The 18,137-nt window shown below is 52.5% G+C and carries 24 protein-coding genes and 5 pseudogenes; 5 read left to right on the top strand and 24 right to left on the bottom strand.

Features of this window, described 5'->3' with window-relative positions:
* Positions 1–71: 71 nt before the first annotated feature.
* The 21 genes and pseudogenes from V3224_RS08560 to V3224_RS08470 all read right to left on the bottom strand — a co-directional run.
* Positions 72–473 (bottom strand): annotated as a pseudogene (locus V3224_RS08560) (phage head morphogenesis protein); the annotation flags it as partial.
* Positions 457–1,341, bottom strand: a pseudogene (locus tag V3224_RS08555) (phage portal protein family protein); the annotation flags it as partial. The pseudogenes V3224_RS08555 and V3224_RS08560, both read right to left, overlap by 17 nt.
* A 164-nt stretch (positions 1,342–1,505) precedes the next feature.
* Positions 1,506–2,186 (bottom strand): annotated as a pseudogene (locus V3224_RS08550) (phage portal protein family protein); the annotation flags it as partial.
* Positions 2,186–3,853 carry a hypothetical protein gene (locus V3224_RS08545; protein ID WP_334469888.1) on the bottom strand — a complete coding sequence of 556 codons (1,668 nt, stop codon included), beginning with the start codon at positions 3,851–3,853 and terminating at the stop codon, positions 2,186–2,188. The pseudogene V3224_RS08550 and the gene V3224_RS08545, both read right to left, overlap by 1 nt.
* 38 nt (positions 3,854–3,891) lie before the next feature.
* A complete protein-coding gene (locus V3224_RS08540) occupies positions 3,892–4,476 on the bottom strand; it encodes a DUF3486 family protein (RefSeq protein ID WP_334469887.1) in 585 nt (194 codons plus the stop codon).
* Between the two features lie 10 nt (positions 4,477–4,486).
* Positions 4,487–4,777, bottom strand: a complete 291-nt coding sequence (locus tag V3224_RS08535; protein ID WP_010618208.1) for a VpaChn25_0724 family phage protein — start codon at positions 4,775–4,777, stop codon at positions 4,487–4,489.
* Complete coding sequence (locus tag V3224_RS08530) at positions 4,774–5,082, bottom strand: DUF2730 family protein (RefSeq protein WP_334467899.1); 309 nt, start codon at positions 5,080–5,082, stop codon at positions 4,774–4,776. Before V3224_RS08530 ends, V3224_RS08535 begins: the two co-directional genes overlap by 4 nt.
* Positions 5,072–5,242, bottom strand: a complete 171-nt coding sequence (locus tag V3224_RS29850) for a TraR/DksA family transcriptional regulator (protein WP_442889627.1) — start codon at positions 5,240–5,242, stop codon at positions 5,072–5,074. Before V3224_RS29850 ends, V3224_RS08530 begins: the two co-directional genes overlap by 11 nt.
* 3 nt (positions 5,243–5,245) lie before the next feature.
* Positions 5,246–5,443 (bottom strand): Rz1-like lysis system protein LysC, encoded by a 198-nt coding sequence (gene lysC / locus V3224_RS29845; protein ID WP_442890173.1) that lies wholly within the window; start codon positions 5,441–5,443, stop codon positions 5,246–5,248.
* A complete protein-coding gene (locus tag V3224_RS08525; protein WP_334469885.1) occupies positions 5,415–5,783 on the bottom strand; it encodes a hypothetical protein in 369 nt (122 codons plus the stop codon). The genes lysC and V3224_RS08525 overlap by 29 nt, the downstream gene beginning before the upstream one ends.
* Positions 5,780–6,286 (bottom strand): lysozyme, encoded by a 507-nt coding sequence (locus tag V3224_RS08520; protein ID WP_334469884.1) that lies wholly within the window; start codon positions 6,284–6,286, stop codon positions 5,780–5,782. Before V3224_RS08520 ends, V3224_RS08525 begins: the two co-directional genes overlap by 4 nt.
* Before the next feature lie 125 nt (positions 6,287–6,411).
* On the bottom strand, positions 6,412–6,840 hold the full coding sequence (locus tag V3224_RS08515; RefSeq protein WP_334469883.1) for a Mor transcription activator family protein: 429 nt from the start codon (positions 6,838–6,840) through the stop codon (positions 6,412–6,414).
* 112 nt (positions 6,841–6,952) lie between these two features.
* On the bottom strand, positions 6,953–7,471 hold the full coding sequence (locus V3224_RS08510; protein ID WP_334469881.1) for a gp16 family protein: 519 nt from the start codon (positions 7,469–7,471) through the stop codon (positions 6,953–6,955).
* Positions 7,468–7,773 (bottom strand): hypothetical protein, encoded by a 306-nt coding sequence (locus V3224_RS08505; RefSeq protein WP_334469526.1) that lies wholly within the window; start codon positions 7,771–7,773, stop codon positions 7,468–7,470. The genes V3224_RS08510 and V3224_RS08505 overlap by 4 nt, the downstream gene beginning before the upstream one ends.
* 79 nt (positions 7,774–7,852) lie before the next feature.
* A complete protein-coding gene (locus tag V3224_RS08500; RefSeq protein ID WP_334469879.1) occupies positions 7,853–8,485 on the bottom strand; it encodes a DUF3164 family protein in 633 nt (210 codons plus the stop codon).
* 43 nt (positions 8,486–8,528) lie between these two features.
* Positions 8,529–8,768, bottom strand: a complete 240-nt coding sequence (locus tag V3224_RS08495; RefSeq protein ID WP_334469530.1) for a hypothetical protein — start codon at positions 8,766–8,768, stop codon at positions 8,529–8,531.
* Positions 8,752–9,171 carry a hypothetical protein gene (locus V3224_RS08490; RefSeq protein WP_334469531.1) on the bottom strand — a complete coding sequence of 140 codons (420 nt, stop codon included), beginning with the start codon at positions 9,169–9,171 and terminating at the stop codon, positions 8,752–8,754. Before V3224_RS08490 ends, V3224_RS08495 begins: the two co-directional genes overlap by 17 nt.
* On the bottom strand, positions 9,161–9,373 hold the full coding sequence (locus tag V3224_RS08485) for a hypothetical protein (RefSeq protein WP_334469532.1): 213 nt from the start codon (positions 9,371–9,373) through the stop codon (positions 9,161–9,163). The genes V3224_RS08490 and V3224_RS08485 overlap by 11 nt, the downstream gene beginning before the upstream one ends.
* 2 nt (positions 9,374–9,375) lie before the next feature.
* Complete coding sequence (locus V3224_RS08480; RefSeq protein ID WP_334470353.1) at positions 9,376–10,317, bottom strand: AAA family ATPase; 942 nt, start codon at positions 10,315–10,317, stop codon at positions 9,376–9,378.
* Positions 10,318–10,390: 73 nt separating this feature from the next.
* Positions 10,391–12,481 (bottom strand): annotated as a pseudogene (locus V3224_RS08475) (Mu transposase C-terminal domain-containing protein).
* A 2-nt stretch (positions 12,482–12,483) separates the two neighbouring features.
* Positions 12,484–12,735 (bottom strand): helix-turn-helix domain-containing protein, encoded by a 252-nt coding sequence (locus V3224_RS08470; protein ID WP_334469877.1) that lies wholly within the window; start codon positions 12,733–12,735, stop codon positions 12,484–12,486.
* Between the two features lie 145 nt (positions 12,736–12,880).
* Here V3224_RS08470 and V3224_RS08465 point away from each other — a divergent pair, with 145 nt between their 5' ends.
* Together V3224_RS08465 and V3224_RS08460 are read left to right on the top strand one after the other, a co-directional pair.
* Entirely contained in the window at positions 12,881–13,504 is a 624-nt protein-coding gene (locus tag V3224_RS08465) for a helix-turn-helix domain-containing protein (RefSeq protein WP_334469875.1), read from the top strand.
* 217 nt (positions 13,505–13,721) lie between these two features.
* Positions 13,722–14,741, top strand: a pseudogene (locus tag V3224_RS08460) (IS256 family transposase); the annotation flags it as partial.
* A gap of 75 nt (positions 14,742–14,816) precedes the next feature.
* On the opposite strand, the gene V3224_RS08455 reads toward V3224_RS08460, so the two are convergent.
* Together V3224_RS08455 and V3224_RS08450 are read right to left on the bottom strand one after the other, a co-directional pair.
* The gene (locus V3224_RS08455; RefSeq protein WP_334469873.1) at positions 14,817–15,038 is read right to left on the bottom strand and encodes a hypothetical protein; all 222 of its coding nucleotides are present in this window, start codon (positions 15,036–15,038) and stop codon (positions 14,817–14,819) included.
* A gap of 83 nt (positions 15,039–15,121) precedes the next feature.
* The gene (locus V3224_RS08450) at positions 15,122–15,667 is read right to left on the bottom strand and encodes a hypothetical protein (RefSeq protein ID WP_334469871.1); all 546 of its coding nucleotides are present in this window, start codon (positions 15,665–15,667) and stop codon (positions 15,122–15,124) included.
* A 261-nt stretch (positions 15,668–15,928) separates the two neighbouring features.
* Here V3224_RS08450 and V3224_RS08445 point away from each other — a divergent pair, with 261 nt between their 5' ends.
* Positions 15,929–16,186 carry a hypothetical protein gene (locus V3224_RS08445; protein WP_334469869.1) on the top strand — a complete coding sequence of 86 codons (258 nt, stop codon included), beginning with the start codon at positions 15,929–15,931 and terminating at the stop codon, positions 16,184–16,186.
* Positions 16,187–16,202: 16 nt separating this feature from the next.
* Here the strand turns inward: V3224_RS08445 and V3224_RS08440 are convergent, their stop codons facing one another.
* The gene (locus tag V3224_RS08440; RefSeq protein ID WP_334469867.1) at positions 16,203–16,628 is read right to left on the bottom strand and encodes a hypothetical protein; all 426 of its coding nucleotides are present in this window, start codon (positions 16,626–16,628) and stop codon (positions 16,203–16,205) included.
* Positions 16,629–16,730: 102 nt separating this feature from the next.
* On the opposite strand from V3224_RS08440, the gene V3224_RS08435 reads away from it, so the two are divergent.
* Both V3224_RS08435 and V3224_RS08430 read left to right on the top strand, forming a co-directional pair.
* Complete coding sequence (locus V3224_RS08435) at positions 16,731–17,249, top strand: KilA-N domain-containing protein (protein ID WP_334469865.1); 519 nt, start codon at positions 16,731–16,733, stop codon at positions 17,247–17,249.
* 345 nt (positions 17,250–17,594) lie between these two features.
* Complete coding sequence (locus V3224_RS08430) at positions 17,595–17,930, top strand: hypothetical protein (protein ID WP_334469863.1); 336 nt, start codon at positions 17,595–17,597, stop codon at positions 17,928–17,930.
* Positions 17,931–18,137: the final 207 nt, after the last annotated feature.

The raw sequence follows: 18,137 nt of genomic DNA, 5'->3' as shown, positions 1-18,137 counted from the left end.
GCACTGACGGAAACAAAAGTAGCCCACCATTTATCGCACGTTTTGGCTTCAAATATCGCACGCCGCATCACCATCATCTGTGCATAGCGCCCGGCATTATAGGCGACGCGGGTATTGACGTTATATATCGTCGCCAGACGGCGGGCGCTGCCCAGTTGCACGGCGTCGGCCTTGCCCTGGCTGTCGACCACGACCTGTTTCCCCCACCATCCGAGCGTTTGCAGCCGGGGCGTCAGCGTGTCGATAAAGTCCTGCCGGGATATTCCCTGGGCAATGGCCCGGTCCACTTCGTCACGGATCGCACTCAGGACGTCCAGCCGCGCCGCCTTGGCGACGGTAAACATCCGGGCGTGAATGGCCGCCTGTTGCTCAAACCAGTTCCAGGTGATGTGATACCCCTTGGCGCGGAAGTAGGCGATGGCCTCTTTTGGCGGCAGGCGGGCAACGACGCCCAAATCAATCGGTTGTGGCATCGAGACGCCCCCAGACTTCCAGTGCAAAGGTGGCGCGGGTCAGCAGTTCAATCAGCGCGCGGTCGTCCATCTCGGGGTAAAGGATCGCCGCCTGCTCCAGCGCCGCCTCCGGCCCCTGCTCACGGATAGCGGCTATCACCGGTGCCAGTAACGGGTCGGCACTGGCGTTCAATCCCGGGGCGTCGGGTGCTGTCTCCACCGCGTCGCTTATCGGCGTTGCCGGTGTGAGGGTCGCGGATAGCGCCGTGTGCGCCACCGCCGGGGGCGACGAGATGGTAAACACCGCCTCATTGCCATCCGGCACCGGAATGCGCAGCTTATCGTAGATCCAGGAAACCGGTATCGCCATGCCGGTCGCCAGTTTGGGAATAGCCTCGGCAAAGCTGGCCATATCCTCACATTCCAGCGTATCAAACACCAGGCGGGGGAGTCGCCGCGGGTCAAGCGGGACCGGGCTGTTCAGCGCCAGCAGCGGATAAATCAGATCACGGTTAAAGGTCCGTGACAGCTGGCGTAAATCGGCGTTGCGGATCTCCTTGCGCACCGCATTATGCACCTCGCCCAGCGAGCGCGCGCCTTTATCGCCCGCCTCTGAGGTCAGTGTCCCGCCGAGGATCGCTTTAGATATCGCGCGCTCCCCCCAGGCAATCATCGCCATAAACGGGTCAGACTGACCGTTAGCGGCGGCCTCAAACTCCAGGCTCATGCCGGCGGGAATGATCCCCCCGGCCCGACGGCCAATATCCATCACCGCCCGCATCAGGGCGCTTTTCTGCTCGGTACTCGCGCCGCTGGGGTATTTCCCCACCCGCAGCGGCAGTCCGTAAATCTCCAGAAACTCGGCAAAATCCCGCACGCTGTAATTCTTGCACGAGTTTCGCACCAATAAAAAAACGCTCTATTTTTAAGTTTAATTCAGCATAATATGTAAATAGATAAAACCTTATAAATTAAATATAACTTATTGTAAATTAAGTGAATTTATGCATTTCAGTAACTTGCGGATTAATCATTACTTTTAAGCCATTTCTAGAATTTTATAGGCCTGTGCGAAACTCGTGTCTTGAAGATAAACGGCCAAATCAGCGTGCGTACCAGCCCCTGCGTGCCGGGGTAGCCGGTTTTGGCCTTGGCCTCATGGCAAATCCAGCCAAACGGCTGTAACACCTGCCCGGCATGGCTGCCATCGCGCAGCCGCAGCTCGCGGTAGTCGTCGGGATTGACGCAGAATAACGCCGGATCGCGCCAGTGGACGGCGGTCGGGAAAAATTCGCCGCCGCGCCGGGGACCCCAGATAATTTCCTGCATCGCATAGCCTTTGAGAAGGGCGTCGGTGGCGTCAAACAGGGCATTGTCAAACCAGGGCGCATCGGTGAGCCGCGCTTCCAGCGCCACTGCCTGGGCTTTCTCCTGGGCGTTGGGGTTATCCGGCGGCTGAATACGCCATTCCACACTGTGCAGCGCCAGGCGGCGCTTGCTGAGTTCAGAAAACAGATGGGTATCTTTTTCTTCCAGATCGGCGGCCAAATCCACCAGAGCGGTCATGTCACCGTGCTCTGCCGCCCGCAAACAGAGTGCGGCACGGTTAGGGGTGATACCGGACGCCGGATGTTCTGGCGCACGGCTGGCCACCTGAGGAATATCGGTCTTTGCCGTCTGGCTGTCCGGTGAAAACACCAGCGGGTGCCCCTGAATATCTACCAGCCTTTTCATTACCAGCATCCTCGCTCATCGGCGTTATCATCGTCATCGCCGACCTCATCGGCATACTCCATCGCCCGGAGACGGGCGGGCAATGCCTGACAGGCCGCCTCATCCAGCACAAAACCGTCCAGCGCGGCGGCGCGGTTGGCCATACAGAGCGCCACCGCATAGTCACCGTGACGGCGCGCGCCCTGAACGCCTGACGGCGTATCCTTGCTGCGGCCCTTGTCAATTTGCGGTATCCCGTTCACTACCTTGATATGCAGCAAATCATCCAGCGTGGACTGATGGCGGGCCAGGGTCAGGTTTTGCGCTTCCAGCTCGCCTTTCAGTTTGGGCATCCATTCGGCATACCATTTTGCCGAGAGCGTGATGCAATCCACCATGTCCGGGCCGAAATGCAGCCGGGCGGCTTCGGCCAGATAGCCGCCGTTGCCGGTGGCGTCAAAGGCGGCCCCCACCAGACGCGGCAACCGGGTCAGGATAGTGAGCATTATCTGCTTTTGCTGGTCATAGGTGACGTTGCGCAGCTCGACGCGCAGTGCCTCGCGCTTGCTTAAATCCGGGGCGATGGCCAGTACCACAAACACCGACAGATCGCCCTTGCGGGCAAAGTCCTCGCCGAAACAGTAACGACAGTCCGGCGCAAGGCTCGCCAGTACCGCCTCGAGGTGCGCCTGACACCAGGCCTCCACTTCAGCTTCACGCTGCGCGGCGCTCCACAGTTCAAATACCGCCGGGGCCTCAAAGCGCAGCAGGGGGACACGGCCTGTCGGGGCCATCGCCGCCTCAATCAGCGGGCGGGCAAGATAGGCACCGCCCGACTTGCGCGGCACACAGCCGTATTCCTCCTCGGCACATTCGCGATTGGGGGCATTTTTATACAGGTTATCGCGCCACGCTTTTTCGGCGTCAGGCGACCACACCTGCCCGGTGACCGTGCAGATACGGCGATACAGTCCCTCGCCAATCGCCTCATCGAGCGTGATGCGGTGCAGGCTGTAATCCTTGCGCCCTTCGCGGGCGTCCTGAATATAGGCATTAAACGGGTTATCGACCCCGTTATGGGTGGAAATCAACCGCACCCGCGCGCCCCACATGTTGAGCGCCAGCGCCGCCTTGAGCAGCTCTTCAAGGGATTCATGGAACGCCGCCTCGTCAATCACCACATCGCCCTGCAAGCCCCGGAGGTTGGACGGGCGAGAGCTTAACGCCTGAATTTTAAAGCCGCTGTGCGGAAAGCGGATCATGTACTGGAGAATTTCCTCGTGCTTCTCGCTGTCCCAGAAGGTGGACTCGTAAACATCGGCCTGGGCCAGCTGGTTAAAGGCGCGGGCAAACAGCGCGCAGGCGGCAATATATTCCAGCGCCATCTCCTTCTTGCTGCCGACGTAAAACACGTTGCGTCCGCCATCGCGCCGCGACTTGCTGGCGGTGATGACGTTGCGCCCGGCCTCGGCCCAGGTCAGGCCGGTACGGCGGGATTTTTCGGCAATGCACACCGGGCTGTCGTCGAGGAACCAGCGTTGTTGATAAGGCAAAAACACCGGTTCATTTTCGGGTAACGCCAGTGATTCAGGCACATAGACGCCGCAGGCGCGGGTAGCCTCGCGCAGGTCAATTTTGCGCGGGTCGGTCAATCGGTGCATCGGGGCCGGTTGTTCAGCGGTTCGCATTGTTTTTTCCATTAAAAATCAAACTGTTAAAAAATGCATTAGGCCTTACCCAGCAAAATGTCGCGGATTTTGCTTTCCATCTGGTGACTCATGCCCTCTTGTCCACGGAGCGCTTCACTGACGGCATTTGCCGCTTCCTCAGCATAAGCCTGACGGATTTGTGCCTCGCGCTTGTGGCTCATCTCTGCCGTGCGCTCCAGGCGCTGGGCGGCCAACATGGCTTCTTTGAGAAAATCAATATCAATCTCGTCGTTATCCTGGCTGGCAAGCTGGTGCTTGCGGATGCCCTTGAACAGCAGGGAGCGCGCCATCTCCATAATCAGCCGCGAGGTTTCGCCGCTGGGTTTTTCGCCCAGTTCAGCGGTCAGGGCGCGGGTCTGCTCACGCAGCTCGCGTAAATCCCGCGCCACCCGCTCGTTTTGCGTTGCCAGCCGGTTCACCCCTGAGCGGGACAGTTGTTGCTCGACAGGGAGGCCTGCGGCATCAATCAGGCGGTTAATCTCGTCCACAATCTGTAACTGGGTAATGCGTTTTTCTCGCAGCAGGGCAAACAGGCGTTGACGAATATCCGCCGGTAATAAATCCACCTTACTGGCGCGCCCGCGCGTGAGGTTTTCTTCCATCGCGACCTCCCTAGCGCCGACGCGGCTTCTTCACGCCCGGCACGGTTGCGCGACCCTCGGCGACCTCCTGCCCGCGCCCGCTCAGATGGGCCACCAGATAGCCGCCGGGCAAGGTGTCAAGCCGCAACAGGTCCTGCTCCGCCAGCCAGGCCAGTAACACGCGCACCCGGTCGCGCGACACCTTATGACCGTAGGCGTCGAGGCAGTCCTGCAACACCGATTCATTTAATTCGCCGTGATACTCATTCAGTGAACGCACTATCACCAGGCGTTGGTCTTGCGTCAAAATATCGTCAATCATCCGTCACTCCGGTAAAGGGCTTTTTCCACCAGTAATTCCAGCTGATGCGTCACCGCCTGCAAGCTGGCGCGGGTTTCTTTCAAATCGCCGCGCAGCTCGGTGATTTCCACTTTCAGGGCATGCACTGTCTGTGCCGACGGCGCATTACCCAGCTGGGTTTCTACCGTCAGCAGACGGGCGTTAAGGCGCTCGACCTGCTCGCGTCCGGCAAAGGAGCGGCGCATCAGCCACATAAACAGCGCCCCGGCGGTGCTGGCAGCAGAGAGCGCCGGGGCAATAGAGTCTTTAAGCACGTTAACCCACACGCCGCCGCTCCCGTCGTGCCTGGCAGGCCACACAGCAGCGCGCCTGGGGCATCACGGCCAGCCTTGCCGGGTCTATCGGAACCCGGCACGCGGCGCAATAACGCGCGGGCGGGGTTCGGGTCCGTCCGTTGTCCGGTATTGAGGGGGTTATCGTTTCCATCGTTTACTCATCATGGGGTTGCTCTTGTCGGTAATGCTCGGCCTGGCGCAACGCGCCCTTGTCGGCATTACACTGTTTAATCACGGCCAGCAGTTGCAGGGAATAGTCCACGCTGGCCCCAAAGGTCAACGGCTCCGGCGGCAGCGGCGCCGGACAGGCCGCCAGTAAGCCTTCAGGGAGCGGTACGGGCGGCAACGTCACCACTTTCACGGGCGGCGCGGCGCACCCGGTCAGCCACAGGGCCAGGCACAGGCTCACGGGCACAATTGACCCGCGATAACCGCTGGCGCACCTGTTGGCGGTCTTTTTCGCTTTCCTCGCGCTGTTGCTGTTTTTCATGCGTGACGGTCTGCTCCAGGGTATGAAATACCTGCTGTATTTGGCGTTGCTCTGCCAGCGCCTGCCAGGCTTCGTCCCGCTCCTGGCGCAAATCGTGCAGCGCGGTTTCCCGCAGGCGTTCACGTTGCCAGAGCCAGCCGGCGGTAGCGAGTAATAACGCCAGCAGGCACAGCGTCAGCACCGTTTTAAGTAACGTGTTCACGGCGTCGCCTCGGGGTCAGGCAGTCCATGCCGACACAGCCATTCATCGGCGGCGCGGCGATTGACCAGACCGTTCAGCGTGACACCCTTCACCTTAACCCAGCGACGAAACTCATCGCAGGCCGCCGGGATATCGCCGGCATTCAGGCGCTTTAGCAGGGTCGAGCGCGCAAAGGCCCCCGACCCGAGATTGTGAATAAACGCCGCGAGCGCCACGCGCTGCCCGTCTGACAGCGGTACGGTGACATGCTGGTCAATCACAGCGAAAGCCTGGCGCATATCCGCCGCCAGCAGGGCCTCACATTGCGCCGGCGTTTGGGTCGTCTCGGGGGTGATGTCGCCACCGGTATGGCCGTAGCACACCGTCAGCACCCCGCCGCTGTCGGCATAGGGCTGGAGAGCGTGACCTTCCCAGAACGCGGTATAGCAGGCGGCAATAGTCAACAGACCGGCACCGGAGACGGCGAGGAGTTTTTTACGTAACGGGTCGGGCAACGGCGGCATAGCGATACCTTGATACAGGGATTCCTGGTCACAGGGTAAGCGTTGCGTGATAAGGCGGGGGATTACGCTCCGTTAACAATCCGTCCCCTGGGGGCCAGTCGATTGTTCGGATACGTTAGCAGGGATTAGTCGGCAAACAGGGCAGGTTGGGTACGCTTGACATAGCGCTGGCGCTGGGTGGCAATCACTTTATAAATCTGTATCTGGCCGAGCCGGTATGCCTTGCGTAGCGTTTCAATCGGTGTGCCCTGCTGCCAGCGGTGGAAAATTTCATCGTCGCGTAACGCCGTAAGCAGACTGTCGCCTTTGGGCAAATAATAGTTACGCCCACCCGCATACGCGGCCAGGGCCGCCGCCATTTTACGCGCCAGAGGGCGAGATTGGGGGGCGGTAAATCCCTGGCGTTGCAGTTCATTATCCATCACATCCACCAACGCGGCGAGTAATTGTGGCCACTGAGGCTGTAAGGTTTCCTCATCCACGCAGTCTATTCGGTCAATTAACGCATGCAGCTGGGTATCATCGGCGAGTAAATCTGCTTGTTGTATCTTCATCGTCTACCTCATCAGGTGAGTTGAGTAATAATGTTATTATACAATATATTATCCCATAACCCTAAAGCGAGACGCCCCTTCTGCCCACGGTGACGATAACCCGTTACCGACGTTATGACGATACACGGGTCTCGGCCTCATAACGCTGACAAACGCGCGGATAACTTTCAGTCGGCGTACCCGGTGGGAGTGTCGCCAGCATGCAGCGCCGATGCCAGCGCTTGAGACTTTCAAGCACCTTGACGGCCAGGGCGTTATCCTGATTGAGCCAGGCCAGCTGTGCCACCCCCAGGCCACCGTTCTCCCTGGCCGTGGTGCGCGTTATCCAGGCATTCAGTGCTGCCTCATCGCCCGACTGCACAAACCCCTGGCGGTGCATGGTCTGCCAGATGGCGAGGATTTTGGCGACCGGTGAAGCGGGTTTAACGCCGCGTAAAACCGGCTTTGAACGCACGGTAAAGCCTTTTTGCTGAAAGGCATGTAACACCCTGACCAGCTCCGGTACCGTCATTTCCCGGCAACTGGTTTTATCGGCGCACACCTTCATCAGCGCCGCGCGGTAGGTTTCTTCATCCAGCTGCAACTCCCGACGGGCCACATGGATAAGTTTGATTAAGGTAGCCCGGTTCATGCCTTATCTCCCGTGTTTATCGTCGCCGGTGGTTGGGTCAATAGGCGTTGCGACAAGGCGGCCAGCTTGCGCACTTTTTCATCGTCAATCATCGCCGCCAGACCGTTTAGACGAAGCTGGGCGAGCATGATTTCCATGTCCGCCACGGCTTGACAGACTTGTCGCATATTCTGACCCTGCGAAAGAAAACGGCACAGCGCGCCGGCCAGTGCCCCGCAGCGCTCAATGGTTTTTAACATCTGTCGGTCATGCCCCCAACGCGCCAGGGCGGCGTCATAAATTAAATTTTCATTCACTACCATCAATATGTCCTCGGCTGAATTCGGCGCGCCCGGTGCCCCGACGTGCGCGCCGGATGTAAAGCCATCGATTAAAAAGGCATTACAGTTTGGAGATATCGAGCGACAGTTGTTTATAGGCTTTGTCCACTTCCCGCTGATAAAAACGCAGATAGGTACTGCTGCCGCTGACCTTAATCGAATCGCTGACCGCGCGCATCGCCTCTTGCCATTCTTCATCGTCAATATCTAAATCCCGTAGCGCTAGCACTTCATTAATATCAATCTGTCCCTGTTTATTGACCTTAAAGGAACGCTTCACGATGGCGATTAATTTCGCATCCGCGCCATCTGACCATTTGGTAATGCAGGCCTCGATTTTTTCTTTCGCCGCCTGGATACGTTCATCAAAAATACGGTGTTCGCCCACCGCCCGAACGAGACGATACTGCCCGTCAAAGCTGGTCAGGGTGACATTGCCTTTAGCGGCCCCGTAATTGACGCCATATTCGGCGGCGGATAAATCGACAAAATCCCGAATACGTTGCAGGGCGCGCAATTTAAATTCGGCCAGTTGATGCCGGAGCTGCCGCGCCTCGGTAAACAGGCTGTCAATCAATTCATCGCGTAGCAGGTCAATCGGCTTGATATGACTGACCGGCACCATATGCCCTAACGCATTAATGCGATAGCCGTCAGGGGGTGTTAGGGGAGATTTTTCAGGGTGATAATGCATATTTTGTTTTTCCTCGCTAAAAGAGTGGATAACGGCGGCGCATTTAGTCCTGCGCGTCCCAATAGACCAGACAGCCTGATAACGGTTTAGCGTAGACCTGACGCCGCTGGCCCTGGTAATACAAGGTAATGGCCGTCACCGCATCGGACGCCGTCGGCTGACCCGCCGGCGGGATAATTTTTATAAACGGGCGCTGCCGATAACGCCGGGCGGACAGAATGTCGCTGCCGACCGCGCGTAACTGATAACGCACGCTATTCATCGCATCAAACATGTTCATCATGATGACCTTTCCTTTTCAGCATATTCATTGATAACCGAGCCTCACACAGTAGCGTGCTCAGTAAAACCGGCCCCGATTCGGACGGCACTGACCGCCCGGACAACAATGCCCGTAAGGTGCGCCAGGCGGCGTACCACGCCTGACGCCGGCTTGGGCCAGAGAGATAACAGCCCAGTTGCAGCGCTTCCCAGCTATCTACATCAAATCCCTGCCACCGGTAATACTGTTGCTGGGCCGGGGGCAAGGTCGCCGCCGCCATCTCATACCGGTCCAGCCAGAGGTACGGCGTTGCCCCGCGTGACAGGGTAATATTGGGCCGGATAGTCCCATCAACGTTATAGCTGGCGTAGCGGGCCATACGCCGCAGGGCGCGGACTTCATGGCGTACAGGGTTATTCATCATTGGCTCTCCTGAGTAAACGGTTCATGTCATGACATAACTGCATCATCACCTCTTGCGCATCCGGCAACACATAGAGCGCAGCGCCCCGATTGCCAAATGACACTAATAGGCTGTGTGACGATTCCAGCGAGACGGACACCACCCGCCGGGTATTGAGCAGCACCTGGCGTCCGGTGCTGTCGGTAAAGAGTACGCCGCCCATGCTCACCCCCTGGCCGGCAGCAGGTCGGTCTCGGTATACACCTCCCTGAAGGCCGCCTTGATGTATTTTTCCCCCAGTTGGGCCTGTGCATCACCGCTGGCCATCAGCCACGCCTGGCGCAGGGTGTGCGACAATACCCGCAAGGCACCGGCTTTCTGGGCAATGGCCTGTACCAGCGTCAGCTCACTCTCGCCGGTAATGCCCCAGGCGGCAGCAATCGCGGCCACATCCGCTTTTTTTGCCTTTAACAGCCGTTTAGAGCGGGCGATACGGCTGTACAACCGGGCCAGGTCATCCGCCCCCTGGGTTGAGCGGGCCGATTTCGACAGGCCGCGCGGGTTACCAATCAGTACCATACCGACCCCGGTCGCATCCTGAATGGCGCGCAGCTGCTCCAGCCCGTCAATGCCCAGGTGGTCAGCCTCATCGACAATCACCAGCCCGTGAGTGCCGGTTAGCCGCCGCCGAATTGCACGCGCCAGCGTCCCCTTGTTTCTAGGCAGGTCGCTAAGGCCCAGCGCTTCCGCCAGCTCCAGCAGACACTCGGTGATGCTGGCGTGGGCCGGGGAAAGGGTCACCATCCAGGTATTGGCATGCTGGCAGTACTGACGGGCGGCAAAGGTTTTGCCCACCCCCGGCACCCCGACAATCACATTCATGCACTGCGCCAGCCGGACAAACTGGAACACCGCCCATATCTCCTTGACCGTGGCGGTCTCCACAAACTGCGGCGGCGCGGGCAAAGTCTTTTTTTGCTGATAATCCGTCAGCCAGCGGGTTAACAGTTCACCGACGCGCTGGTTATTGCCGTTATAACTACCGTTGATAAAGCTGGATATCACTGCACTCGACTGGCCGGTTTCACGGGCAATCTGCGCCTGTGTGACCTGGCCTGAATCAATCAGTTGATGCAGCGTCTTGATAAGATCATCATTTTGAGTCATCATCTTGCCTCTTTGAAAGAAAGTGTTTTTGTGTTTCGATAAGGCCATTCGGTTTGCCGACCAGATGGCTTTTTTACAACAGCGGGTCAATCTGCTGGGCTTCCAGTAATGCCAAACCCCGCTGTAGTGCCGCTTCCGTATCAAGGTCGCTCTGTTCTTCAACCTCAGCTTTTAATGCGGTATTCCCCAATTGCCGATAAACATTGACCGGTAACTCGAGGTCATTCACTTTCTCACCCGGCAACGTCAGGGTGTTTTCTGCCTCAGCAAGCGCCACTTTCTCCTCACCCCGCTTACGCATCCCTTTGATACGTTGCTGCCGGTTGTGGTATTCCGCCGTTACCGGGAAGGCCAGCTGTTTATTGCCGTCCCACAGGGCGTCACAGAGGTAAGTACCGTCCATACGGCGCACGATAACCTTGCTGGCATCGTGAATGTCGTAACTGATTAACACCTTGCGGTCGTGCTCCTCGGCCAGTTTGGCGGCATAATAAATATTGTTAAGGAAACGGATTTCACAGCGCCTGACCGTGCGCTCGGTCTGTGGCATAAACAGGTCACGCAGTTCAAACTGTGTCAGCCATTCCAGCTCGGTGGCTTCGTTTTCCAGCTTTCAGCGGCGAAACTCGGCCGGACTGTAATGCTGGCCATCGGGGCGTTTGGGTAATTCACTGTGCGGACGGGCGTTGTACCACTCGACCCCGGCCTTGATTTCATCAATCAGCATCTCCCAGGAGGGCAGCTTGCGTAGCGTGCTCTGCTGGGCGACGGTCAGTGCATGGCCCTTTGCCTGGGCATTTAAGGCGGATTTAAGCGCCTTGCCAGTCTTGCGCACGGTTTCCCGATCAGCGCCGGTACCGTAATAAGTGGCAAAGCGGCGGGCAATGTACATGGGCAAGGTACGGTTAAGGCGTTCAATAATGCCGCGCCCCTGGGGATTGCCGGCGATACCGGTCGGGTGGTCAATCTCGAGCCGCCGCAGAATACCGGTCACGTCTGCATCCAGGGTGAGATTGGTTTCCCCACTGCCGTTATCTGAGTAGTAGAGAAACGGCTTGCCGTGAGTGGCAATGCCATAACGTAGGGCATCGGTGACGGCAATCACGTTTTCAGAGAGCGAGAGGCTCCAGCCGGTGATATAGCGGCAGCTGCCATCGAGAATAAAGGTCACTTCCGGCGAAAAAGGTTGACCGTGGTCGGGATGGGCGACTTTCATCTTCATGCCGTGACCGTCTCCAATCCAGACGTAGTTAACCGGTAAACTGCTCCAGTCGCGGCGGACAAACCCTTCCAGCTGGCGATATTCGCTGCCGGTTTTGCGCCCGCGCTGTTTGACGATTTCGGGGAGTTTATCCATCGCATACAGCACCGCATCATAGGACGGCTGCGCGGCCAACATCAGCGGCTCATCGGCATAGCGTTGTTGCCACTCGGCGCAAAAATCTACATAGGCCTCTTTCATGCTGCACCCGTTTGGCTTGCGATAGTGCGCCAGATAGTCATGTAACCAGGCGATTTGCTCCGGCTTAACGACTTCACGCTTACCCGGTGCCAGCACTATCAGACGTTCGGCGGGGGTAGTGGCCTTTCTGTAGTCGGCCAGCCAGCGCTTGAGGGTGATTTCGCTGAGCTGACGGCTTTTACCTTTCTTGGCATTGGCTACCTGTGCCGCCTGGGCGATATTCTCGGGCAACTGGCCAGTTTTCGCCTGCTGGACAATAAAGCGGATGGCCTGCGCACAGCTATAACGGGGCTGTTGGCCTATGGTGAGGATATGCTGCACCAATAACATGCGTGCATCGGCAATCTGGCGCTGCTTGTCCGTCAGATCGGCCAGTTTATTGCCAACCAATGCCGGGCAACGCCGGTAAACGTCCAGCTTGCCAAGCTTCTCCGGATCGGTGCTGACCTTTGATACAGTGGGTTGTTTGGCTGCATCATCCACCGGTGCAGCAATCATCAGTTGTTGAAGATGACGCTCACGGATCGCGCACTGGGCTTCAATGGGCAGACAATCAATGTGGTATTCGTAAGCCTTGGTGCCGGGACGTTTACGTACCAAATCGGGCGTATTTTTCGTTAAACGCGCCAATATCTCTCTAATGCCTTTAGTAGTTTTAGGGAGACCCATTACGCCAATAAGTTCTTTAGCAACAACAAACATAATTATGATGCCTTACGTATGTAACTTTTAATCTTGTAACGGCTGGGCCAAATAGCTTCCGGCTCGATCCCCAGCGCTTCGGCAATAATCTTCTGATAGGTTTTACAGGGCGTCCGTAAAACCGTTTTGAGTGAATCCTTGCTGTAACCGGCCTGCAAGGACAGTAAGCGAAACGACAACCCTCGCTTATGGATCTCCGCTTTAATGATCTCAGGGTGCCAATCAGCACATATGTCTTCTTTTTTAGTCGTCATTCGTCTATCCTAAAAAGTTATCCGTATGGGTAATCAGATGGTTATCTCTACGGATAGAATGATAAGAACAAAAAGAATTAAAATCAAGTGTTTTTGTTAGTTCTTTTGGTTATTATCTTTTAATATCAATATATTAGGTGTGATTATGTCTAGTTTTAAAAAAGAACCGACCCGTTCTTTTTGCTCCAAAGGAAAAGAAACTGTCATCGATCGAATTTTTCAGTTAGTAGATCGTTATCCGTCACGCTCTCAAGCAGCAAGAGCTTGGGGCATGAACATTAGTACCCTACAAAATTATTATAAGCGTAAGGATATAGAGCCTACGCCACGCAAGGCTCATCTGCTTAAAATTGCAGAAAAAGAACAAGTATCTTTAGATTGGTTACTCACAGGAGAAGGTGAAATCCCAGATTTCAAAAAGAGCATAAAGAACGAAATGAACAAAAAAGAATTGATTCTAAAACAAGGAGTTAGCAACGAATTGATTGACTTGAAAATTATGGAGTTATTATCCTTTCTATCCAAGGATGAAAAAGAAAGAATCATGGAGGTTTTAGTTAGAAAGGGAGTAGAAACGGTTCTATACCTTCTAGATCCTGCAAACCAAGCGCTTCTTGAGCTAAGAGAAGATAAAAAACGAGTCGCTTTGCGGATGGACTCCATGTCAGAAGAACAGTTCAGAGAGATTTTGTCCAAAATTGAAATCAGTACCGAAGACACCATTTCAAAAGTAGAGCACTCTAACGCTAACATCCGGGCCAGAGCCTAAGAAGCCCTGGCCCAAGTAAAACTATTTATAAATGCAACTTAAAGGACATTAAAGCTCGTTTGTATTGGTATCAAATATTTTACTTCTAGATGAAGGGTTGTTTGTTTTTTAACCGTTGGTATCAAATCCCAAAATCACCCCTAACCTCAAGAAATCCCATGAGTTCCCGCCAGATCCCGCCAATTCCCGTAAGTATCAAATAAACTACTTCTGTATAAACGGCACAACCGGTAAAAATGTACGTTCTGTGCATGGAGCTATCGGGTTGGATGTTCCTCGCGATCGAAATAGCACTTTCGAACCAAAGTTGATATCGAAAGGGGAAAGACAGTTTAATGGATTTGATGAGCGTATAATTTCTCTGTATTCGAGAGGGTTAACGGTTCGAGATATTCAGGCGCATTTTCAAGAAGTCTATGGTGTTGAAGTGTCAGGAACCTTCATTTCTCAGGTAACCAATGAGGTCATGGAAGAGGTTAAAGCCTGGCAAAAAAGGCCGTTGGAGGCGCTGTATCCTATTGTTTATCTTGATTGTATTGTTGTTAAAAGCCAGGATTCCGGCGTAGTCATCAACAAATCCGTTTATCTCGCTTTGGGCATAAATATCCATGGAGAGAAGGAATTATTGGGCTTGTGGATAGCAAAAAGCGAAGGAGCTAAATTCTGGCTATCGGTGATGACAGAACTCAAGAATCGAGGCTTGCAAGATATTTTCGTTGCGTGCTGTGATGGTTTAAAAGGTTTTCCTGAGGCTATTGAAGTGCTTTACCCGCAAACCCGTGTTCAATTATGCCTGGTCCATCAAGTACGTAATTCTCTTCGCTACGTCCACTGGAAAGAGCGTAAAGCGGTGGCAGCAGACCTGCGAGCTATCTACGGTGCAGCGACAGTCGATGCTGCTGAGTCTGCTCTGGAGGCATTCTCAGCCAAATGGGATGAGAAGTACCCAACAATTAGTCCGTCATGGACAAACAATTGGGAACGGCTAATCGTTATTTTTGACTTTGCTCCTGAAATCCGTAAAGCCATTTATACCACCAATGCGATTGAGTCACTTAATGCGTCATTGCGTAAGATTACTAAAACGCGGCGAGTTTTCCCAACAGATGAATCTGTCCTCAAGCTACTTTATTTAGCGTTGCATAATATTTCAATAAAATGGACGATGCCTATCAAAGATTGGAAACCCGCCATGAGTCAATTTATGTTGATGTACGGTGATCGGATCACCTGCTAACGGAGGAGCCATTTACACAAAAAATTTTACAGACCCCCTTCCTCAGTAAGAAGGTTTATAGCGTCTTTGGTTGCTTTAATCCGATGTATTGCAGGTTCTTTTCCTGAAAGGAATTCCTCCCTTAACCAGTCCTTCTTCTTGCAAATAAGCGATGTTTTGAAGAAGCTTTTTCTTATCAACTAAACGTGAATGATCAGGAATATTTTCTGTTTCAATAACATCGGGATAATCGTACACCGCTAACTCAAGCAGTTCAAATTGTAAATTTCTATCGAAATTAGCTAATGAATCATTCATTACTCTACCTCTTGGTTGTTGTGGAAAACACCAAGTGTATCACTGCCGCCTGAGGTGGCTAAATAATCAGGCAATCAAATCAATTAAGAGTTAAATTGACTTTTAGCTAATTCAGAAAGAACTTGAGTCACTGTACCAGCATTAGCAAACAAAGTATCAACACATTTGCCTACAACAGATTCTGCGCCTTTTTCTTTCACTAGTTTTAAAAGCGTTTGCTTTTCTGGTTCAGCTAAATTAGCCGATCTGATAATTGTTTCAATTTGCTCAAGAGTATTTTTGTGTATTTTAATTGTAACGGCGTTTAGTTCACTACCGATAGTATCGGTATTGGCGTAATCAAAACCTTTAGCAGTTAAAGCCATATGTTCAACATAAAATAATGAATAATTATTATGACCTAAAACAACGGCACCTTTTTTAACAAGACCAATTTCAATCAAATAATTAAGATCTAATGCTAATTGATTAGTGCCTATCTTTTCCTCTAAAAAGTCAAATTTCTCAGTGCTTATTGGCTGCATGGGGCTATCAGGATTATTTAATTCTCGAATTAGCATTAAATGCCTCTCTTTAATTGGTGTCATTGAGCGTGTCATTCCTTTTTCTATGTGTTGTGGTGAGCACATAATAACCTGTTTTGTGTGTTGTGGTAAATACGCAAACCACTGCCGCCTGAGGTGGTTAAACATTCAGGCAATCAAATCAATTTCAGGATGTGTGAATGCGGCTCTGCGCTCGTGGGACAGTCAACACACTATAAATTATCTTTCAATAGCTAAATATAGTTTGATTGCGTTTACCCGTCCGTGATGACTGTAATCGGACACCAAGTGGCACTTGGCACACATCCTATCTTTTCAGTAAATGTTAACGAGGGAGTACACATCATGAGATTGGATAATCCACGCATTGTAACAGCAAAACATCCTAACATGGGTAATCTGGTTGGCGTGACCAATGGTAGTCGTAATTTAAGTGATTCAAGATACCTGAGCAGCATTGATATATGGAATGACGACGACATGGAAACAAGAACTTTCAAAGAAATTATACAGTGCTTAACAAAAGAAAATAAGCGTCTTAAAAAAGAGAATTTAAGACTGATGAAGATACATCGTGAGATTGGCGGGCTGTGCAGGGCTTGAACCTGCAACCGAAGAATTAAAAGAATTTCAGTATTGCAGTTGCAGCACTAATAGTCACAACGATTACACCACCAAGTTTTAAAAGTAGTCCAGTAGCAATAGTTTCAACGTCTTTACGAATCAACGCTATCTGACCATCAGTTTTCTCGAAACGTAAATTCATCTCAGCAGATAAGTCTTTGCGAACATCAGCAATTTGAGCTTCGTTTTTTTCAAAGCGAGCAACCATATCTTTACGGATATCTGAAATTTCAGAAGATAAATCTTTGCGAACATCAGCAATATTGCGGTTTACCTCAGCAATATCAGCTTTAGTCGCTACATCAGCAACCTCATGCGATCTACGTACAACAAGCGAAATAGCCTTAGCTTGCTGACTAGTAAGCCCAGCCGTTTGAAGCTCTTCTGATGCTTGTAGTGTATCAAATGCGACCTGACCCATAACGTTATCCTCCTTTTTGGGAAGTATAACGGGTTTAGGGGACAATCTGCAAAATCTTTCACGTTAATACCTTAATTCGTTTCATTACGGAGAAATATTTTTATGTCTAAATTAGTTATTATCGAAAATACCGTTGTTCGTCAAGATGCTTTCGGGCGTTACTGTCTGAATGATTTACACAGGGCAGCTGTTGCTCAGGGTAAAGCGACAGAATCTCAGAGACCTTCTGTCTTTCTCAGAAGCGAGGGCATCAGCACTTTTGCACAAAAAGTAAGCGAAGCATCGCAGAGTGCTTCGGTCAACATCATCAAAGGTGGCCTTGAATCTGGCAGCTGGGCAGTTGAAATTATCGCCATCCGATATGCAGCATGGATAGACCCTGCTTTTGAAGTTCAGGTTTACGAGCGGTTCAGGGATTCAATAAAAAGCAATAACGGGGTACTTGTCGAAAAAGTACAAGCTGGCTTGGCAATGATTTTACAAGCAGGAACTACGTATCGCCCCTTCTGGTCTACTTGGCTCGATGAAAAAGCTACAGTCATCGCTTGGTATGCCGGATATATTGCCAGCTTACGCTATTTTTGTCAACGATCACCGAAAACTGATCCACTTTTTAGCTAAATACGATCAATCAAAATTGATCCACCCAATTCTCTTTATGGTTTTTATGCCATAGGCATGGAAGGCGAAAAAAATATTTATAAAGTTTTCATAAGTTTCATTTCGCCGATACGTGAGTGAAGCGAACCTCATTACAGACATAGCGCATAAAACCGCGCCAGCCCACTGCTAAGCCGATCTTTGGTTTAGGGATGTCAATGATGTGGTCGGTTCAATATGTGTCTACTTTGAGTCATCTTTCATGTTGGATTTTAGGCGGTTCTTCTAAACATTTTTTAGAGGATGGTGCCGCTTAAATTGGCAAAGTGGATCAGTTTTAGATGATCGTTAGTGGATCAGTTTTGCATGATCGGTGACACTATTGATGCACCAGAAGGCAGTTTAACCGGTTCAAGCGAAGTGACGCATTCTTTTACGGAGCTTTTATTGCTTCATGGCAAACCCTATACGGCACAATCTGGTTATCGGCGGCTACAACTGCTAGGACTTGCTGAACGTAAATCACGCCCGAGCAGTAAGCATCCTGATAAGGAAAAACTATTCTGGTCACTGACAGAGAAAGGATTACAGTTTGGTAAAAATCTGACTGACCCTAATAATCCCCGTCAAACACAACCTCACTTCTACGATAACCAGTTTCCTAGGCTGTTAGGTGTGATGATGAACGGGATTGCAGCATAATAAAACATTGACGAAAGAAGAAATCATGCGCTATAGTTTATTTGCATCTGCAAAATCAGATGCTGGGATTATCAACCCGTAGAGAAAACCGCGACATGTACACGCCGCGAGCGTGTTTTTTAATGTCGTAATCTAGCCACAATTCAATGGTGGGCTGGATGGGGCAACCTAAAGGTTGGCCGGCTGGTTTTCCCGGTGTTGATAACC

It is taken from the genome of Arsenophonus sp. PmNCSU2021_1 (genome assembly GCF_036919435.1).
Taxonomy (GTDB): Bacteria; Pseudomonadota; Gammaproteobacteria; order Enterobacterales; family Enterobacteriaceae; genus Arsenophonus; species Arsenophonus nilaparvatae.
The sequence above is the reverse complement of the archived record's forward strand: the minus strand, read 5'-3'. Positions and strand labels throughout refer to the sequence as shown.